Below are 19,251 nucleotides of genomic sequence, written 5' to 3'. Positions count from 1 at the left end.
TGGCCGCACGCCACGAGTCGGCCACCCAGGCGTCTCGGACCACCGTACGCGCATCTGCCTCGGGGTGGGGGAAGCGACACCCCGCATGTCGTGACTGAGCTGCGGCGATGATCACGGTCGGTGTCCGTGGAGGCCCCGACGGACACCGACCGTGACCGAACGTCAGAGTCGCTCGACCACGTAGTCGATGGACGCGGTGAGCGCCTCGACATCGGCCGGCTCGACGGCCGGGAACAGCGCCACCCGCAGTTGGTTGCGACCGAGCTTGCGGTAGGGCTCAGTGTCAACGATGCCGTTGGCGCGCAGCGCCTTGGCGATCGCCGTGGCATCCACCCCGTCGGCGAAGTCGATGGTGGCTACCACGTTGGAACGCAGCGCCGGGTCGGTGACGAACGGGGTGGCCACGCTGGACCGCTCGGCCCAGCCGTAGACAGCGGCGGCGCTCTCGGCGGTGCGCTTCGCCGCCCAGGACAGGCCGCCCTGCGCGTTCATCCAGTCGGTCTGCTCGGCGGCCAGGAAGATGGTGGCCAGCGCCGGGGTGTTGTAGGTCTGCTCCAGGCGCGAGTTGTCGATCGCCGTGACCAGGTCGAGGAAGGCGGGGATGTAGCGCCCGGACGCCTTGATCTCGGCGGCCCGGTCCAGTGCGGCCGGGGACATCAGGGCCAGCCAGAGACCGCCGTCGGAGCCGAAGCACTTCTGCGGGGCGAAGTAGTAGACGTCGGTCTCACCGACGTTGACCTCCAGGCCACCCGCGCCGGAGGTCGCGTCGACCAGCAGCAGCGCGCCCTCGTCGGCACCGGCCACCCGGCTGATCGGGACCGCCACACCGGTCGAGGTCTCGTTCTGCGGCGTCGCGTACGCGTCCACGCCGGACTCGGCGACCAGGGTCGGCGCGCTGCCCGCGTCGGCCTTGCGGACGGTCGGCTCACCGAGGAACGGGGCGTCCTTGACCGACTTGGCGAACTTCGCGCCGAACTCGCCGAAGCTGGCGAACTGGGCCCGGTCACGAATCAGGCCGAACGTGGCGACCTCCCAGAACGCTGTGGTGCCGCCGTTGCCGATGACCACCTCGTAGCCCTCGGGCAGCGAGAAGAACTCGGCGATGCCGGAGCGAAGCCGGGCCACCTGGTCACGGACCGTCTTCTGCCGGTGCGAGGTGCCGAGGTAGCTGGTCGCGACCTCGGCGAGAGCGGACACCGCCGCCGGGCGGACCTTGGACGGGCCGCAGCCGAAACGTCCATCGGCGGGCTTGATCTCATCGGGAATCCGGATGATCGGTGCGTCAGCCACGGTCTTGAAGATCCTTCCGCAAGGGCGAGGGCGGGCCCGGCGACACTGCCGGCCCTCATCCTCGCACCCGGACCGGACGGCGATGGGCGGGGTCCCGGCGGTCGGTCTGAGTCCTTCGCCACAGTCGGCTCCGATAACCGACGACATGACCACTCTTCGACCCGCGACGTCGACAAGGGCCCCTCCTCGACGTCCAGCGTCGGGGAGGGGCCCTTGCCTACCAGCTCAGACGCCGTGCGGGATGGCCGCCCAGCCCTCGACGTCGGACGGCTTGCGGGTCTCCGGGCCCATGTAGAGCGCGGACGGGCGGACCAGCCGCTGCAGACGCTTCTGCTCCAGGATGTGCGCGCTCCAGCCGCCCATCCGCGCGCAGGTGAACATCGAGGTGAACATGTGCGCCGGCACCTCGGCGAAGTCCAGCACCACGGCCGACCAGAACTCGACGTTGGTGGCCAGCACCCGGTCCGGGCGGCGGGCCTGAAGCTCGGCGAGGGCGGCCTTCTCCAGCGCCTCGGCGATCTCGAAGCGCGGCGCGCCCAGCTCCTTGGCCGTACGCCGGAGCACTCGGGCGCGCGGGTCCTCGGCACGGTAGACGCGGTGGCCGAAGCCCATCAACCGCTCACCGCGGTCGAGGACGCCCTTGACGTAGCCCTCCGCGTCGCCGCTGCGCTCCACCGCCTCCAGCATGCTGAGCACCCGGGACGGGGCGCCGCCGTGCAGCGGGCCGGAGAGGGCGCCGATGCCCGACGAGATGCAGGCGGCCGCGTCCGCCCCGGTGGAGGCGACGATGCGGGCGGTGAAGGTGGACGCGTTGAGGCCGTGCTCGGCGGCCGAGATGAAGTACGCGTCGACTGCCTTGACGTGCCGCGGGTCGGGCTCGCCGCGCCAGCGCTTCATGAACCGCTCGACGATGGTCTGCGCCTTGTCGATCTCCTTCTGCGGCACCGCCGGCAGGCCGAGGCCGCGGGCGGACTGGGCGACGAAGGAGAGCGCGGTCACCGAGACCCGGGCGAGATCCTCACGGGCCTGCTCGTCGGAGATGTCAAGCAGTTGGTTGAGACCCCAGTACGGGGCCAGCATGGCGACCGCGGACTGCACGTCGACGCGGATGTCACCGGAGTGCACCGGCACCGGGAACGGCTCCGCCGGCGGCAGGCCCGGCCCGAACCGGCCGTCGACCAGCAGTGCCCACACGTTGCCGAACGACACCTGGCCGATCAGATCCTCGATGTCGACTCCGCGATAGCGCAGCGCACCGCCCTCACGGTCAGGTTCGGCGATCTCGGTCTCGAAGGCGACGACGCCCTCCAGCCCGGGTTTGAAATCGGCCATGTCGCTCTCCTGGATCTGGTCGGTGCGCCCGATCGCTCATCCGGCCCGATCGGCCGAGCGCCTTAGGCGACCCTCAGGGATGTGTTCGCAACATACTGCCTGCTGAGTAAGGGATACGCGACCCGCTGCGACTGTGCTGCACGCGACATCCCCGGACGCGCATTCTCCGTCCGGCTCAGTGAGACTGGGCGGGGCGGGCTGGTCAGCGCGGAAGGGCGCTGGCGGGGCCCCCGAGAAGGAGTGGGGACGTGACGGGCGACACACCCGCCCCGGCCGCGATGCGTAACGAGTACGCCGCGGACCTGGGCCTGACCGAGGCTGACCTGGCCGCCGACTGGCACACCCAGTTCGACAGCTGGTTCGCCGACGCGGTGGCCTTCGGGCTGCCCGAACCCAACGCCATGGTGGTGGGCACCGCCGACTCGGCCGGCCGGCCGAGCGGGCGGACGGTGCTGCTGAAGGGGTACGACCCGGAGGGCTTCGTCTTCTTCACCAACCACCTGTCGCGCAAGGGCGTCGAGGCGACCGCCAACCCGTACGCCAGCCTGGTCTTTCCGTGGTTTCCCATGCAGCGTCAGGTGGTGGTCGCCGGACGTGTCGCGCCCGTCGACAGCGCCACGACCGACGCGTACTTCGCCAGCCGGCCGCGCGGCTCCCAACTGGGCGCCTGGGCCAGCCCGCAGTCGCAGGTGGTGTCGGGTCGGGCGGTGTTGGAGCAGCGGTACCGGGAGGCGGTCGAGCGGTTCGCCGACCAGGCCGAGATCCCGACCCCGCCGCACTGGGGAGGGCTGCGGGTCCAACCCGAGTCGGTGGAGTTCTGGCAGGGCCGGGCCGGGCGGTTGCACGACCGGCTCCGCTTCCGTCGCCTCGACGAGGGTGACTGGATCGTCGAGCGGTTGGCGCCGTGACGGGTGTGCGGGAGACCCGGCCGCGCGCAGCGCGCCGCTGGGCGATCGACGTGCGTCCGCTGCGGGTTCCGGCGTACCGCCGGCTCTGGCTCGGCAACACGGTGGCGATGTTCGGCTTCCAGTTCACCGCCGTCGCGGTGCCGGTGGAGATGTACGCGCTGACCCGGGACTCGTTCTGGGTCGGTCTGCTGGGGATTGCCGCCTTCGTGCCGTTGCTGGTCTTCGGGCTCTGGGGCGGCGCGGTCGCCGATGCCCGCGACCGGCGTGCGGTGCTGCTCGGCGGCTCATTGTTGCTTTGGGCATCCACTCTCGGGCTGCTGCTCCAGGCGCTGTTGAACGTGGGCAGCCCGGTGCTGCTGCTGGCGTTGATGGCGGTGCAGTCGGTCGCCTTCGCGATCAGCTCGCCGGCGCGCAGCGCCATGCTGCCCCGGCTGGTGCCGGAAGACCTTGTGGTGTCCGCCTCCACCCTGAACTACACGACCTTCACCGCCGCTTCGGTCGCCGGTCCGCTCGCCGCCGGCCTGATCCTCGCGGCCTCGCCGGACACCACTGTGGTCCTGCCGATCGCCTACGGGCTGGACGCGGTGCTGTTCACCGCGATGCTCTGGGCCGCGCTGCGGCTGCCCTCGCTCCCGCCCGAGCCCACCGCCGACGGTCAGGCCCGGCGGGCCGGCCTGGCCAGCGTCATCGACGGCTTCCGCTACCTGGCCACCACCCCGGTTCTGCTGCTGTCCTTCGGGGTGGACCTGATCGCGATGATCCTCGCCATGCCACGGGCCCTCTTCCCGGAGATCGCCCACGAGCGGTTCGGCGGCGGTGGCGCGGTCGGTCTGCTCTACAGCGCCATCGCAATCGGCTCGATGATCGGTGGGCTGACCTCCGGCTGGATCGGCCGGATCCGCCGGCAGGGGCTCGGCCTGGTGCTCGCGGTGGTCGGCTGGGGACTGGCGATCGCCGTGGCCGGTTTGGCTCACCAACTCTGGTTGATGGTCGTGCTGCTCGCCGTGGCCGGCGCCGCCGACCTGATCAGCGCGGTGCTGCGTCAGTCGATGCTGCTGGTCTACGCACCGGACCGGATGCGCGGCCGGCTCCAGGGCGTGAACACGGTGGTGGTGGCGGGTGGCCCACGCCTGGGCGACCTGCGCGCCGGCACCATGGCCGCCGGGTTCGGTGGCGGGGTGGCCTGGGTGGCCGGTGGGCTCGCCTCCGCGGTGCTCGTGGTGGTGCTCGCCGTCGCGTTCCCGGCGCTGCTGCGCTACCGGGCGGCGACGGCGTCGAGCGGCGACCGGACCTGACCGGTTAGGGTCGCCGGCATGGAAAGCCCCGATCCGCGCCCGTTCTCCGGCGCCCAGTGGACCATCTCCGCCGCCGGCCACGAGGCCGTCATCGTGGAGGTCGGCGGTGGGCTCCGGACGTACCGGCACGACGGCGTCGACCTGCTCGACGGGTACCAGACCGACGAGGTCTGCCCCGGTTGCACAGGGCAGGTGCTGGCACCCTGGCCGAACCGGATCCGCGATGGTCGCTACTCGTTCGACGGGCGGACACACCAGCTTTCGCTGACCGAGCCGGAGCGGCACGTGGCCATCCACGGGCTGGTCAACTGGGTGCCGTGGCAGTTGCTGGAGCAGTCGGCCGACGCCGTGACCGTCGGCTACGACCTGCCGCCGCAGCCCGGCTACCCGTGGCCGCTGCGGCTGCGCAGCCGGTGGAGCGTCGACGCGGACGGGCTGCGCGCCGAGCACGAGGTGACGAACATCGGCGGGGAACTGGCCCCGTTCGGCTTCTCCGTGCACCCGTACCTGCAACTGCCGGGCGTCGCGGTGGACGACCTGGTGCTGCGGCTGCCCACCCGGAGCCGGGTGCTGGTGGACGGTCGGCTGCTGCCGGTGGGGGTGACCCCGGTGGCCGGCACCGAGTACGACTGGACCAGCCCTCGCCGGATCGGTGCCGCGGTGCTGGACTCCTGCTTCGGCGAGGTGATCTCCGACGCCGACGGTGGTTCGTCGGTGAGCCTCGCCGCGCCGGACGGTTCGGCCGCCGTGAGCATCTGGGCGGACGCCGAGTTCGGCTGGTGGCAGGTGTTCACCGGGGATGCCCTCACCGGCGAACGGCACCGCCGCTCGGTGGCGATCGAGCCGATGACCTGCCCGCCGGACGCGTTCCGGTCGGGCAAGGACCTGCTCACCCTCAAGCCCGGCACCACCTGGCGAGGTGCCTGGGGCATCCGCCCCGGCGCCTGATGGAGTTCGCCGAGGTCGTCCGCCGACGGCGGATGGTGCGCAACTACGACCCGGACCGCCCGGTCCCGCCCGACGTGGTGGACCGGTTGCTCGACCACGCGGTCCGCGCGCCGTCGGCCGGCTTCGCCCAGGGCTGGGGCTTCCTGGTGTTGGAGGAACTGGCCGATCGGGACCGGTTCTGGGCCGCCACCACCCCCGCTGGTGGTGGGCGGGAGCGCTGGCTCGCGGGCATGCGCCGGGCTCCCCTGATCGTGGTGCCGCACGCCAACGAGTCGGCCTACCTACGGCGGTACGCGGAGCCGGACAAGGGTTGGACGGATCAGTCCACGGACCGGTGGCCGGTGCCGTACTGGCACGTGGACGCCGGATTCGCGGCGTTGCTGATGTTGCTCACCGCAGTGGACGAGGGGCTGGGGGCGTGCTTCTTCGGCATTCCGCCGCAGCGGCTCGCCGCCTACCGGGACGCGTTCGGCGTGCCGGCCGAGTTCCAACCCATCGGTGCCGTCACAATCGGTTACCGTGCAGCCGACCATCGGTCACCATCGTTGCGCCGTGGACGTCGCCCGATGGACGAGGTGGTGCGACGCGGGCGGTGGAACTGACGCGGACGTCCCGTTCGTCCGGTTGAGGATCGGACGAGCGATAGCGAAACTGACATCAGGGAGCAGAACGTAGCGTGCGCTGGCCGGCTAGGCTGGCACGGTCATCGGTGCCGCGCCGCGCGGTGCCCGCCGCGGCCCGGCTCGGCGCCGTCGGTCGGCCCGGCCACGGGGAGGGGAGCGTGCCGTCGTGATCTTCAGAGCGGTCCGGGACGGGCGTCCCTATCCGGAGCACAATCTGACGCTCAAGCAGTGGGCGGAGATCCCGCCCAGGCCACTGCGCCTGGATCAGATGATCACCACCAAGCGCGAGTTGGCGCTGGACAAACTCCTCGCCGAGGATTCCACCTTCTACGGTGACCTCTTCCCGCACGTCGTGCAGTGGAACGGCGGGCTCTACCTGGAGGACGGGCTACACCGGGCGCTGCGCGCCGCCCTCCAGCAGCGCAACCAGATCCACGCGCGGGTGCTGGTGCTCTCCGAGCCCATCGAGTGACGAGCCCTTCTTTCCCCCACTGAACCTTCGTTAGGGTGGCGTCCATGACCGGTGCGCTGGACCTGCTCGACCTGGACCCGTCGCTCAGCGAGGAGGAGCGGCAGGTCCGCGACGTCGTCCGCCAACTCGTCGACGACCGGGTGCGACCCCACGTCGCCGACTGGTACGAGGACGGCAAGGTGCCCGCCCGGGAACTGGCCCGCGAGTTCGGCAAGCTCGGCCTGCTCGGCATGCACCTGACCGGCTACGGCTGCGCGGGCGCCTCCGCCGTCGCCTACGGTCTGGCCTGCCAGGAGTTGGAAGCCGGCGACTCCGGCCTCCGCTCCCTGGTCTCCGTGCAGGGATCGCTCGCCATGTACGCCATCTGGCGCTACGGCAGCGAGGAGCAGAAGCAACGCTGGCTGCCGTCGATGGCCACCGGTGAGGCGATCGGCTGCTTCGGCCTGACCGAGCCGGATCACGGCTCCGACCCCGCCTCGATGGCCACCCGGGCCCGCCGTGACGGCGACGACTGGGTGCTCACCGGCGGGAAGATGTGGATCACCAACGCCCCGATCGCGGACGTCGCGGTGATCTGGGCGCGCACCGACGAGGGCGTACGGGGTTTCGCCGTACCCACCGACACTCCCGGCGTCACCACCCGGGAGATCCGCCGCAAGATGTCGCTGCGCGCGTCGGTGACCGGCGAGATCGTGCTCGACGACGTCCGGCTCCCGGCCGACGCCCAACTGCCCGAGGCGGTCGGGCTCAAGGCACCGCTGAGCTGCCTCACCGAGGCCCGCTACGGCATCGTCTGGGGCGCGGTCGGCGCGGCCCGCGACTGCCTGGAAACCACACTCGCGTACGCGAGCAGCCGCACCCAGTTCGGTCGCCCACTGGCCGGCTTCCAACTCACCCAGGCGAAGCTCGCCGACATGGCCGTCGAACTGGTGAAGGGGCAACTGCTCGCGCTGCACCTGGGCCGGCTCGCCGACGCCCAGCGGCTGCGGCCCGAGCAGGTCAGCGTGGGCAAGCTGAACAACGTGCGGGAGGCCCTGGCCATCGCCCGGCAGTGCCGCACCATCCTCGGCGCCAACGGCGTCTCCGGTGAGTACCCGATCATGCGGCACGCCAACAACCTGGAGAGCGTGCTGACCTACGAGGGCACCTCCGAGATCCACCAACTGGTCATCGGGCAGCGACTCACCGGGCTCTCCGCGTTCGCCTGACCTGCCCGTTTGTCACTTCCTGGCGCTCGCCGAGCGACTGTCGTATCGGGGCCGTACCGTCATTGACAGACGACGTGTCTGACGAGGACGGTGAGCGTGATGGCCCGCGACGCTGGCAGCAACGAGCCCACGAGAGAGTTCCCCGGTTACCCGACCGGTGACGATCTCAAGGCGCGGTCGACCGCGACACCCGAGTGGACCGCTGATACACCTGGTGCCCCCGGTGGGCCTGGTGGTCCCGCTGGTCCTGATGGGCCCGGTGGCCCGCCGAGCGGTGGCGACGCCCCCGGCGGTGGCGGTGGGGCCGCCCGCGGCCTGCTCCTGCTGCTCGGCGCCGCCGCGCTGGCAGTGGTCGTGCTGCTCGGCATTCAGGCGACCGGGATCCTCCCGGAGTTCCGCAACCCGTTCGCCAAGGAACAGACCGACCGCAGTCAGCCACCACTGCTGAAGTCGATCCAGGACCTCAGCCGATACGTGGCCGCGGAAGGCAACTTCCAGGTCGTGGTCGACACGCAGAACGACCGGCGCAACGTCCCAGACTTCCTGCTCAACGAGCGCACCCTGTTCGTCGGGGCCGGCAGCGTCGAGGCGTACGTCGACTTCACCAAGATCGGTGAGGGTGCCGTCGTCCAGTCCGCCGACGGCAAGTCCGTCGAGATCAAGCTGCCCGCGCCGCAGCTCGGCGAGACCAACCTCGACATGGAGAAGAGCTACGTCTTCGCCGAGCAGCGCGGCCTGCTCAACCGGCTCGGTGACCTGGTTGGCAACGACCCCAACCGGCAGCAGCAGGTCTACAAGCTCGCCGAGGACCGGATCACCGCCGCCGCCCGGGACAGCGGGCTCTCCGCCCGAGCCGAGGAGAACACCCGCAAGATGCTGGAAGGACTGCTCCGCTCCCTCGGCTACCAGCAGATCACGGTCACCTACATAGCCCCCTGACCTGCCCCTCGATACCCCGAAGCGCCCGCCCCGACTTCCGTCGGAGCGGGCGCTTTCCGTCTGGCCCCCGCAGTTGGGCGGCCGCCTGAAGGTCCAACCCCGGGGGTGGTCCCGGCGTGGTCCCGGTGTGGTCGCGGCGGTCGCGGGTGGGTCCCGAGCGGTCCCGGCTGGGCTCGGCGCGGTCGCGGATGGGCTCGGCGGCCTCGGGGTGGTCCCGGCGGTGCCGGGCAGTCCCGGCTGGTCCCGGGTGTGCTCGGCGCGGTCCCGGCGGCGCCGCGCAGTCCCGGCGGTGCCGGGCGGTCTCGGCTGGTCCTGGGTGGTCCCGGCGCGGTCCCGGCGGTCGCTTGCAGTCCCGGCTGGTCCCGGCGGTCGCGGGCAGTCCGGGTGGTCCCGGCGGTCGCGGGTGGTCCCGGCGCGGTCCCGGGCTGTCCGCGGCGGTGGCCGGGCGGTCTGGGGCGGTCCGGGGCGGTCCCAAGCCCTGCCCTGGCCGAAGTTGACCACCGACCTACCGGATCTGCGATGCCGTTGGGGCTGCGATACGAGCAATCTTGGACAGTTTCCGTTAGCAGCTAACGGAAACTGTCCAAGATCTCCGATTAGGTGTGGTGTGGGGGCGGGATCAGTGCCCGGTGGAGGCGAGGTAGCGGTCCTCGTTCGGCATCAGCACCCACAGGATCAGGTAGACGATCACCTGCGTGCCGGGCAGCAACAGCGACAGCAGGAACAGCAGCCGGACCATTCCGGCCGACATGCCGAACCGCCGCCCGAGGCCGGCGCAGACACCGGCGATCATGCGCCCCTCGCGGGGCCGGACCAGTTTGCGACTCATCGTCGTACTCCCACTCTGCGGCGGTGCGCCGCGTCTGCAATCCACGGTAGAAAGGGATGGCCACCTCGCCCTCGGTCCCGAGGAGGAGCGGCAACCCGTGGACCCGTAGGTGCTTTACCCGGGCAGCCCCTTGCTGACGCCTCCCCGGGTCGCCTGCCGCCCGCCGCCCGGTCTGCCACGCCCACCGCAGCCGCCCCAAGATCGTGCTCGATCCTGGTTTGAGTGGCATCAAGGCGGGCGGACACACTACATCCTGGATCGAGCACGATCTTGCGGCGGGTGGCGGGTGGCGGGTGGCGGGTGGCGGGTGGCGGGTGGCGGGTGGCGGGCGGCGGGCGGCGGGGCGGGGCGGCGCCGGGCGGGGTCGACCAGGGCGGCACCGACCAGGATGGCACCGGGCGGGGCGGCGCCGGGCCGGTCGGGGCGGGCGGGGGACGGTGGTCGGGTGTTCACGTCCCGGACCGGGTGGGCGGTGAGCTGGGCGGGTAGGCTGGTTGATCGGCCTTCCACACCCCGGAGGGCCGGCACCCCATACCCCGGACGGTCACGAGCGGGGCCGCCAGACCGGCGGTCACGACCCGGCCGGGTCCCGTACGCCGGGACGACGGCGAGGAAGCGCAGCCATGATCAGTGTTTTCGACCTCTTCAGCGTCGGTATCGGGCCGTCCAGCTCTCACACTGTGGGGCCGATGCGGGCCGCGCGGACGTTCGTTGGTGGGCTGAAGGCCGACGGGCTGCTCAGCGACACGGCGCGGGTGCAGGCCGAGTTGTTCGGCTCGCTGGGTGCTACCGGGCATGGCCACGGCAGCGGTCCGGCGGTGCTGCTGGGGTTGTCCGGCGAGTCGCCGGAGACTGTCGACACGGACACTGTCGGTCCTCGGGTCGAGCGGATCCGGGCCGAGCGGCGGATCAACATCCTCGACGCGCACGAGATCGACTTTGACCCGGATCGGGACCTGACGTTGCACCGCCGCCGGTCGTTGCCGTACCACCCGAACGGGATGACCTTCGTGGCGTACGACGGGGCCGGCGTCGAGCTGCGCAGCCGCACCTACTACTCCGTCGGTGGCGGGTTCGTGGTGGACGAGGCGGCGGCCGGGGCGGACCGGATCAAGCCGGACAACACTGTGGTGCGGTACCCCTTCCTGACCGGGGCGCAGCTCCTCGACATCACCACCCGCACCGGGCTGTCGATCAGCGAGGTGATGCTGGCCAACGAGCGTTCGTGGCGCAGCGAGGCGGACATCCGGGCCGGTCTGCTGGAGATCTGGCGGGTGATGCAGGAGTGCGTGCAGCGCGGCTGCGAGCGGGACGGCGTACTCCCTGGGGGGTTGAAGGTTCGGCGGCGGGCGGCGGAGCTGCGGCGTGGTCTGGAGGCGGAGGCCGGGTCGGCGGACCCGCTGCACGCGATGGACTGGGTGACGCTGTTCGCGCTCGCGGTCAACGAGGAGAACGCCGCCGGCGGCCGGGTCGTCACCGCGCCGACCAACGGCGCGGCCGGGATCATTCCGGCGGTGCTGCACTACTACACCCGGTTCGTGCCGGACGCCGATGACGAGGGTGTGGTGCGGTTCCTGCTGACGGCGGGTGCGATCGGTGTGCTGTTCAAGGAGAACGCCTCGATCTCGGGCGCCGAGGTGGGCTGCCAGGGTGAGGTCGGTTCGGCGTGCTCGATGGCGGCGGCGGGGCTGGCCGAGGCGCTCGGTGGCACCCCGGAGCAGGTGGAGAACGCGGCCGAGATCGGGATGGAGCACAACCTCGGGTTGACCTGTGACCCGGTGGGTGGCCTGGTGCAGATCCCCTGCATCGAGCGAAACGCGGTGGCTAGCATCAAGGCGATCACGGCCGCCCGGCTGGCGCTGCGCGGCGACGGGGTGCACAAGGTGTCGCTGGACAAGGTCATCAAGACCATGCGGGAGACGGGCGCCGACATGAAGGTCAAGTACAAGGAGACGGCGCGCGGCGGTTTGGCCGTCAACGTGATCGAGTGCTGAGTCCGGTCGATTCGGGGCAATCGTTCACCGACTGCTAACCTGTCGTCCGTTTCAGGAGGCGGGAGGCTGCGGTGACCTCTGGCGTCGCGGCGTTGTGGTCGCACCGCAACTCGCTGCGCATCCTGGTCAGGCGGGATCTTGCGGTCAAGTACCAGCAGTCGGTGCTGGGCTACTTCTGGTCGTTGATCGAGCCGCTCGGCATGGGCGCCATCTACTGGTTCGTCTTCGGGGTGCTCTACTCCCGGGACACCGGTCGGCACCTCGGTGAGGCGGCCGGTTCGTACCCGTTGTTCCTGATCACCGGCATCTTCGCCTGGATGTGGACCAGTTCGGCGCTGAGTGAGGCGACGAACGCGCTGACCGGCCAGTCCCGGTTGATCACCACGATGAACGTGCCACGTCAGGTCTTTCCGATCGGTCGGGTCACCGGCCGGTTCGCCGAGTACGCGGCCGGCCTGCCGATCCTGGCCGCCATCGCGGTGATCTACGCGGCGCACGGTCGGATCCATCCGGGTTGGTCGCTGCTCTCCCTGCCGCTGGCGGTGGCCGTCCAGTCCGTCCTGTTGACCGGGCTGGCCCTGCTGCTGTCCGCGTGGAACGTGCTGATGCGCGACGTGGAACGGCTGATGCGGCTGATCATCCGGGTGCTCTTCTACGCCACGCCGATCATCTATCCGCTCAGCCTGGTCCGGGAGTCCGGCCTGCCCGGCTGGTTGAAGGTGGTGTACGAGCTGAACCCGCTGGTCGGGATCTTCCAGCTGCACCACGCGATCTGGTATCCGGACGAGTTCCCGGACGCCCGGCTGCTCGCCACCACTGTCGTCGGCAGCCTGCTGGTGCTGGCCGTCGGTTGGTGGTCGTTCCGTCGGTTGGAGCCCGCAGTGCTCAAGGAGCTCTGAGGTGGCCGCGCCGATCATCGAGGCCGACGGGCTGGGCATCCGGTTCGTCCGGAACCGTCGCCGCCAGTTGCGGCTGCGGGAGCTGTTCATCCACCGGGGTGCGCGTGGTGCCCTGCCCGGCCAGTTCTGGCCGTTGCGGGACGTGTCGTTCACCATCGAGCCCGGCGAGACCGTCGGGGTGATCGGGCGCAACGGCACCGGCAAGAGCACACTGCTGCGGCTGATCGCCGGGGTGCTCATTCCGGATGAGGGCGACATCCGGGTGCACGGCGCTGTGGCGCCGCTGCTGGAGTTGTCCGCCGGTTTCTCCAACGACCTGACCGGGCGGGAGAACCTGCACCTGGTCGGTGGGCTGCACGGACTGTCGACGAGCTATCTGAAGCGGCACTTCGACGAGATCGTCGAGTTCGCCGGTGAGCAGGTGGAACGGGCCATCGACACGTCGGTGCGGCACTACTCGTCGGGGATGAAGGTGCGGCTGGGCTTCGCGATCATCTCGCACCTGCCGCACCCGATCCTGCTGATGGACGAGGTGACAGCGGTCGGGGACGCGGAGTTCCGCAAGAAGTGTTACGCGACTATTGATCGTCTGCTCGGGGAGGGGCGCACGCTGGTGCTGGTGTCACACAACGAAAAGGACCTGACCCGGTTCTGCCGTCGGGGGTTGTACCTCGACGCGGGCCGGTTGACGCTCGACGGCACCATCGCCGAGGCGCTCGACGCGTACCACGCAGCGGTCCCGCGGTGACGCTCGCGATCGTGCTCGCCGCCGGGACGCCCGCGGCGGGCCTGACCACTGCGACCGGTGAGCCGCTGGCCGACCGGCTGGCCGACCAGTTGCGCCTGGCCGGGGCGGACGAGGTGCGCTTCGCCGCCAACCTGGACGAGCTGTCCGACCTGGTCTCCACAGCGACCGTCCCGGTGCTGATCACCGGCACCGACCTGGTGGCGCACACGGCCGTACTGCGGCACCTGGCCACCAGCCCGGTGGGTCCCACTGTGGCGCTGGTCCTCGGTGACCCGCCGGTGCCCGGTCGGACAGCGGTGCGGGAGGAGCGCGGCCAGGTGGTCGACGCCGGCGCGTTGGACGCCCTCGACGGGGCCGCCACCGGCGTGTTCGGCGGCGCGCTGCGGGTCGGCGTCGACGATCTGCCGACCCTCGCGGCCGCCGCCCGCGCCGCCACGTCCGGGATGCTTCCCGTCGCCGCTCCGATCGGCCCGGCCGGCGACGTCGCGTCGCTGCCGGTGACCGGCGGGGTCGGGTCCGGGGGGTCGGTGGCGGCCGGTGGCCCCGGGTCCGCCGTGGACCGGCTCTTCGCGGGTCTCGCGGCGCTCGGCACCCTGATCTTCGCCCAGCGGGTACGCCTGCTCGTCGCCCACCGGGTCGAGGACGCGGCCGGGCTCACCGCTGCCGAGGCGGCGGTGACCGCCGTCGACGAGGATCGGGCCGAGTTGCGGCTGTCGGTGAAGGAGAAGGACGACTTCTTCTCCACCTACTTCGTCAGCACCTGGTCGCCGTACGTGGTCCGGCTCTCGGCCCGGCTCCGGCTCACCCCGACCGGGGTGACGGTGATCTCGGTGCTCTTCGCGTTGGGCGCGGCGGTGCTGTTCGGGGTCGGTGGGCGGCCCGCGCTGGTCGGTGGCGCGGTGCTGCTCTACCTGGGCTTCGTGCTGGACTGCGTGGACGGCCAGTTGGCCCGCTACACCCGGCACTTCAGCGCCTGGGGTGGCTGGTTGGACACGATGGCGGACCGGGCCAAGGAGTACCTGGTCTACGCCGGGCTGGGCTTCGGGGTGAGCCACGCCGGGCTGGGCAACGGGTGGGCGCTCGCGATCGCCGCGATGACGTTGCAGACCGTCCGGCACATGACCGACACCTGGTACGGGGTGCTGCACGACGAGGCTGCCCGCCGCCCGCGTACGGCGACGAACGCCAGCGGTGGGATCGGTGACCGGCTCAACGCGGCGTCGACCCGGGTGCAGGCGGACACCGGGTCGGTGTCGTACTGGCTGAAGCGGACGGTGGTCTTCCCGATCGGTGAGCGGTGGGCGCTGATCGCGCTGACAGTGGCGCTGTTCAACCCGCTGGTCAGCCTGATCGCCGTGCTGGTCTGGGGGGTGTTGGCGTTCGCGTACACGGGGGCGCTGCGGACGCTGCGGGCCCGCTGGATGTGGGTGCCGGTGCTGGACACTGTCGACGCCACCCTGCACCGCGACGACGGGCCGCTGGCCCGCTGGTTGCCGGTGGTCCGCCCGATGGGGCCGCTGACCCTGGCGGTGATCGCCGCGCTCGGCCCGGCGGTGCTGCTGGTCGGGGCGCTGCTGAGCGACGCGCCCGAGGGGCTGCGCTGGGCGGTGCCGGTGGCGCTGCTGGTGCTGCTGGTCGGCGGCCTGGGCGCCGGGGCGGCGCACAACGGTCCGCTGGACTGGCTGGTGCCCGCGGCGTTGCGGGCCGCCGAGTACCTGTTCGCCATCGCGGTCGGGGTGGTCGGTGCGGCACCCGGCTGGCTGATCTTCGGGTACGTCTTCGTGCTCACTGTGCACCACTACGACCTGACCGCCCGGCTGGAGAAGCGTCAGGCGGCACCGCCCCTGCACGCGGCGACGCTGGGCTGGGAGGGACGCTCCGTGCTGTTGGCCCTCGCGGCGATCGCCGGTATTGCGGGTATCGGACTGGCTACACTCGGTGCGTACCTTCTCGTGGTTTTCGTGGTGAGCGTCGTCCTGGCCTGGTTCGTGCGACCGGCCCGTAGCGCGCGGGCGTCGGTGGCGCCGGCGGGCGCTGGAGGTGCCGCGCCGCGCTGACGGAGGGCGGCCGGATGACTCTGATCAGCTTCGTGGTGCCCGCCTTCCGGGTGCAGGGATACCTGCGGGAGTGCCTGGACTCCATTCTCGGTCAGCCGGAGACGGACATCGAGGTGATCGCCGTCGACGACTGCTCGCCGGACGCCAGCGGCGACATCATCGACGAGTACGCGGCCCGCGACCAGCGGGTCCACTCGGTCCGGCTGTCGGAGAACGTCGGCCTCGGTCCGGCCCGGAACATCGGGCTGGACCGGGCCGTCGGCGAGTACGTGTGGTTCCTCGACGGCGACGACTGGCTGGCCCCGGAGTGCCTGACCGAGGTCGCGGAACGGTTGCGGGTCACCCGCCCGGACGTCCTGCTCGTCGACCACGTCCGCACCCACTGGAACGACACCGCCACCCGCAGCGCGATGGCCGAGGTGTTTCCGGAGTCGCCGGGCCCGGGCACCTTCCGCCTGCGGGACCGGCCGCAGGCGATGCACCTGCTGCACACCGCGTGGAACCGGCTGGTCCGTCGGGAGTTCCTCGCCGACCTGGGTCTGCGCTTCGCACCCGGCTGGTACGAGGACGTCTCGTTCAGCTACCCGGTGCTGATGGCCGCGCACCGGATCGGCGTACTGGACCGGGTCTGCGTCAACTACCGCCAACGCCGCGCCGGCGCGATCACCCGGACCCGGGGTGACCGGCACTTCGAGGTCTTCCCGCAGTGGCACCGGGTGTTCCACCTGATGGATTCGTGGGGGTCGGCGACGGAGGCCCTGCGGCCGGTGGTCTTCGAACGGATGATCTGGCACTACCTGACGGTGCTCGGCAACGGTCAGCGGATCGCGCCGGAACTGCGGGAGGCGTTCTTCGCGCAGATCACAGCGGACTACGAGCGCTGGCTGCCGGCCGGCGGTTATCCGGTACCGGGCGGGGTCGAGGGGATCAAGCACAAGCTTGTCGCCTCCGGCCGGTGGCGCACCTTCAGCGCGTTGCGGGCCGCCGGCCGGGCCCGTGACGCCGCCCGCCGACGGGCCCGCACCGCGCGGCGCACCGTCGGCCCGGTCGCCCGGCGCGGTGCCCGGCTGACCCGGGACGGGCTGCTGCGCGAGTACTACCGGGCCGAGTTGCGGCGGCCGGTCGACCCGGCGCTCGCTGTGTACGCGGCGTACTGGTACCGGGGCTACTCCTGCAACCCGGCGGCCATCTACGAGGTCGCCCGCCGGTTGGCGCCGGGGGTGCGCGGGGTGTGGGTGGTGCGCCGGGACCGGGTGGACAGCGTGCCGGCCGGAGTGGAGTACGTGGTGGCCGGCACGCCGGCGTACTACCGGGTGCTCGCCCGCGCCCGGTGGCTGGTCAACAACGTCAACTTTCCGGACTTCGTCAGGAAGCGACCCGAACAGGTGCACGTGCAGACGCACCACGGCACGCCGGTCAAGGTGATGGGGCTGGATCAGCAGCGCTACCCGATCGGCGCGGGCCGGATGGACTTCGCCGGGCTGCTGCGCCGGGTGGACCGCTGGGACTACAGCGTCAGCGCCAACAGCTTCTCCACCCAGATGTGGGACCGGGCGTACCCGGCCACGTACACCACGCTGGAGGTGGGGTACCCGCGCAACGACCGCCTGGTCACCGCCAGCCCGGACGAGGTGCGCCGACTCCGCGCGGAGTTCGGCCTCGACCCCGACGAGCAGGTCGTCCTGTACGCCCCGACGCACCGCGAGCACCTGCCCGGCTACCGGCCGCCGTTCGACCCGGACCGGTTCGTCAAGGCGCTGGGTGACTCGGGCCGGTTGTTGATGCGCAGCCACTACTTCCACGACCGGGACCGACGCCCCGGCCAGCCGAGGGACTGGGAGCGGGTTCGTGACGTCAGCGGCCATCAACGGGTGGAGGATCTCTACCTGGTGGCGGACGTGCTGGTCACCGACTACTCGTCGGCCATGTTCGACTATGCGGTGTTGGACCGGCCGATCGTGCTGTACACCCCGGACTGGGAGGCGTACCGGCTGGCCCGGGGCGTCTACTTCGACGTCACCGCCGAACCGCCGGGCGCGGTAGCCTCCACTTTCGCCGATCTGCTCGACCTGTTCCGTACCGACGGGGTGCGCTCGGACGCGGCGACGAAGGCCCGCGAGCATTTCCGGGCCCGGTTCTGCACTTTGGACGACGGGCGGGCGGCGGAGCGGGTGGTGCGGCAGGTGTTCCTCGGGGAGCCGGACGAGCGATCCACGCGCTGCTGATCGACGCTTCTGTCGTGTAATAGCAGTGTCATCGATCGAACATGAGACGTTTACCCGATGTCACAAACCCATGATCCTGGTCACAGTCTTGTGGGGTTCGGCCGACGCGCGCTGGGGGGGAAGACGGTGAGCACCGTCACGCTCAAGGATGTGACCAAGGTTTTCCGGGATGGCACGCTCGCCGTCGACAGCATCAACCTCGATGTGAACGACGGCGAGTTCATGGTGCTGCTTGGGCCGTCCGGCTGCGGCAAGTCGACGGTGCTGCGAATGATCGCCGGGTTGGAGGAGCCGACCACCGGTGCGGTGATGCTCGACGGGGAGTTGGCCAACGACCTGCCCCCACGGGACCGCAGGATCGCCATGGTCTTCCAGGACTTCGCCCTCTACCCGCACATGACGGTTGGCGACAACATCGCGTTTCCGCTGCGGCTGGCCGGGGTCGAGCCCGAGCCGCGGGGCGAGCGGGTCAGCGACGTGGCGAGCGCGCTGGGCATCGGTGACGTGCTGGCCCGCAAGCCGGGGCAGCTCTCCGGCGGGCAGCGGCAGCGGGTGGCGATGGGGCGTGCGATCGTCCGCCGACCGGGCCTGTTCCTGATGGACGAGCCGTTGTCCAACCTGGACAGCGGCCTGCGGGCCGAGCTGCGCGCGGAGATCTCCGGCCTGACCCGCGAGCTGGGCGTCACCACTGTCTACGTCACGCACGACCAGGCCGAGGCGCTCACCATGGCCGACCGGGTGGCCATCATGCGCCGCGGCGTACTCCAGGACGTGGGCACACCGACCCAGGTGTACGGCCGGCCGGCGACGCTCTACGTCGCGGCGTTCCTGGGCAGCCCGCGGATGAACCTGCTGGAGGCGTCGGTCTACGTCCATCTCGACCGTTACGTCACGCTGAACCTCGGTGACCAGTCGCTCTACCTGCCCTGGAACGACATCCGCAGTAGGGCGGTGGCGCACTACCACGGTGAGCGGATCGTTGTCGGCATGCGGGCCGAGGCGCTCACCCCTGTCGCACCGGACAGCCCCGGCGACGTGCTCCGTGGGCGGATCCGCTACCTGGAGCACCACGGGCACGAGTCGTTGGCGTTCCTCGACATCGGCGCGACAGCGATCGTGGTCGACGAGATGGGCGCCCCGCTCGAACCGCCGCCGGTCGGCCAGCGAGGCCTGCGCCGGTTCGGCTCGGTGATGCAGCGGCTCACCGGCAAGCCGGTGGAGGCGCAGGAGGCCCCGCCCAGTGGCGTCCAGACCAGCGTGCTGCCCGATCCGGGCCGGCACCACCGCCGTCCGGCGGAGCTGGCGGTGCGGCTGGCGCCGTACCCGGCGGTCAGCGCCGGTCACCCGCTCGCCGTCTCGGTACGGATGGACGCGCTGCACTTCTTCGACGAGCGTGGCGACCGGATCGACGTGGGTTGGCGCTGACGACGTCCCCGGACGGGGTGGCGGGCCCGCCACCCGGTGCCCTACCGTCTGCCCACCCA

Annotated in this window: 17 protein-coding genes; 14 read left to right on the top strand and 3 right to left on the bottom strand. The window is 71.2% G+C overall.

The features are described 5' to 3' along the window. Positions 1-162: 162 nt before the first annotated feature. Together serC and AB0B98_RS25205 are read right to left on the bottom strand one after the other, a co-directional pair. Positions 163-1,290 (bottom strand): phosphoserine transaminase, encoded by a 1,128-nt coding sequence (serC, locus tag AB0B98_RS25210; RefSeq protein ID WP_357267140.1) that lies wholly within the window; start codon positions 1,288-1,290, stop codon positions 163-165. Between the two features lie 225 nt (positions 1,291-1,515). Beyond that, positions 1,516-2,622 carry a citrate synthase 2 gene (locus AB0B98_RS25205; protein WP_210782815.1) on the bottom strand — a complete coding sequence of 369 codons (1,107 nt, stop codon included), beginning with the start codon at positions 2,620-2,622 and terminating at the stop codon, positions 1,516-1,518. Positions 2,623-2,900: 278 nt separating this feature from the next. Between AB0B98_RS25205 and pdxH the strand changes: the two genes are divergently transcribed. The 7 genes from pdxH (at position 2,901) to AB0B98_RS25170 (ending at position 9,015) form a co-directional block, all read left to right on the top strand. Then, a complete protein-coding gene (gene pdxH, locus AB0B98_RS25200) occupies positions 2,901-3,530 on the top strand; it encodes a pyridoxamine 5'-phosphate oxidase (protein WP_357365855.1) in 630 nt (209 codons plus the stop codon). Next, complete coding sequence (locus tag AB0B98_RS25195) at positions 3,527-4,825, top strand: MFS transporter (RefSeq protein ID WP_238668893.1); 1,299 nt, start codon at positions 3,527-3,529, stop codon at positions 4,823-4,825. Before pdxH ends, AB0B98_RS25195 begins: the two co-directional genes overlap by 4 nt. A gap of 18 nt (positions 4,826-4,843) precedes the next feature. Further along, a complete protein-coding gene (locus AB0B98_RS25190; RefSeq protein ID WP_357365755.1) occupies positions 4,844-5,773 on the top strand; it encodes an aldose 1-epimerase family protein in 930 nt (309 codons plus the stop codon). Further along, positions 5,773-6,375 carry a nitroreductase family protein gene (locus AB0B98_RS25185; protein ID WP_357365753.1) on the top strand — a complete coding sequence of 201 codons (603 nt, stop codon included), beginning with the start codon at positions 5,773-5,775 and terminating at the stop codon, positions 6,373-6,375. Before AB0B98_RS25190 ends, AB0B98_RS25185 begins: the two co-directional genes overlap by 1 nt. Positions 6,376-6,562: 187 nt before the next feature. Continuing rightward, complete coding sequence (locus AB0B98_RS25180) at positions 6,563-6,868, top strand: type II toxin-antitoxin system VapB family antitoxin (protein ID WP_030329612.1); 306 nt, start codon at positions 6,563-6,565, stop codon at positions 6,866-6,868. A gap of 44 nt (positions 6,869-6,912) precedes the next feature. After that, positions 6,913-8,076, top strand: a complete 1,164-nt coding sequence (locus tag AB0B98_RS25175; RefSeq protein WP_357365751.1) for an acyl-CoA dehydrogenase family protein — start codon at positions 6,913-6,915, stop codon at positions 8,074-8,076. A gap of 99 nt (positions 8,077-8,175) precedes the next feature. After that, a complete protein-coding gene (locus AB0B98_RS25170; RefSeq protein ID WP_357365749.1) occupies positions 8,176-9,015 on the top strand; it encodes a DUF4230 domain-containing protein in 840 nt (279 codons plus the stop codon). Between the two features lie 619 nt (positions 9,016-9,634). On the opposite strand, the gene AB0B98_RS25165 is transcribed toward AB0B98_RS25170, so the two are convergent. Further along, a complete protein-coding gene (locus tag AB0B98_RS25165) occupies positions 9,635-9,844 on the bottom strand; it encodes a PspC domain-containing protein (RefSeq protein WP_030486383.1) in 210 nt (69 codons plus the stop codon). 279 nt (positions 9,845-10,123) lie between these two features. Here AB0B98_RS25165 and AB0B98_RS25160 point away from each other — a divergent pair, with 279 nt between their 5' ends. From AB0B98_RS25160 to AB0B98_RS25130, 7 genes are all read left to right on the top strand, one after another. Next, entirely contained in the window at positions 10,124-10,333 is a 210-nt protein-coding gene (locus tag AB0B98_RS25160; RefSeq protein ID WP_357365748.1) for a hypothetical protein, read from the top strand. Positions 10,334-10,467: 134 nt separating this feature from the next. Continuing rightward, the gene (locus AB0B98_RS25155) at positions 10,468-11,838 is read left to right on the top strand and encodes an L-serine ammonia-lyase (protein WP_238671360.1); all 1,371 of its coding nucleotides are present in this window, start codon (positions 10,468-10,470) and stop codon (positions 11,836-11,838) included. 71 nt (positions 11,839-11,909) lie between these two features. Beyond that, a complete protein-coding gene (locus tag AB0B98_RS25150; RefSeq protein WP_357365746.1) occupies positions 11,910-12,737 on the top strand; it encodes an ABC transporter permease in 828 nt (275 codons plus the stop codon). 1 nt (position 12,738) lies between these two features. Continuing rightward, positions 12,739-13,485, top strand: a complete 747-nt coding sequence (locus AB0B98_RS25145; protein WP_357365744.1) for an ABC transporter ATP-binding protein — start codon at positions 12,739-12,741, stop codon at positions 13,483-13,485. Between the two features lie 41 nt (positions 13,486-13,526). Beyond that, on the top strand, positions 13,527-15,542 hold the full coding sequence (locus AB0B98_RS25140) for a DUF5941 domain-containing protein (protein ID WP_357365854.1): 2,016 nt from the start codon (positions 13,527-13,529) through the stop codon (positions 15,540-15,542). A 14-nt stretch (positions 15,543-15,556) separates the two neighbouring features. Beyond that, positions 15,557-17,767, top strand: coding sequence for a bifunctional glycosyltransferase family 2 protein/CDP-glycerol:glycerophosphate glycerophosphotransferase (locus AB0B98_RS25135; protein ID WP_357365742.1), 2,211 nt, complete (start codon positions 15,557-15,559; stop codon positions 17,765-17,767). Between the two features lie 126 nt (positions 17,768-17,893). Further along, positions 17,894-19,192 (top strand): ABC transporter ATP-binding protein, encoded by a 1,299-nt coding sequence (locus tag AB0B98_RS25130; protein WP_357365740.1) that lies wholly within the window; start codon positions 17,894-17,896, stop codon positions 19,190-19,192. Positions 19,193-19,251 lie beyond the last annotated feature (59 nt).

The organism is Micromonospora sp. NPDC048947 (assembly GCF_040649495.1).
Classification (GTDB): Bacteria; Actinomycetota; Actinomycetes; order Mycobacteriales; family Micromonosporaceae; genus Micromonospora; species Micromonospora alfalfae.
This window is presented reverse-complemented; position numbering and strand designations above follow the sequence as displayed.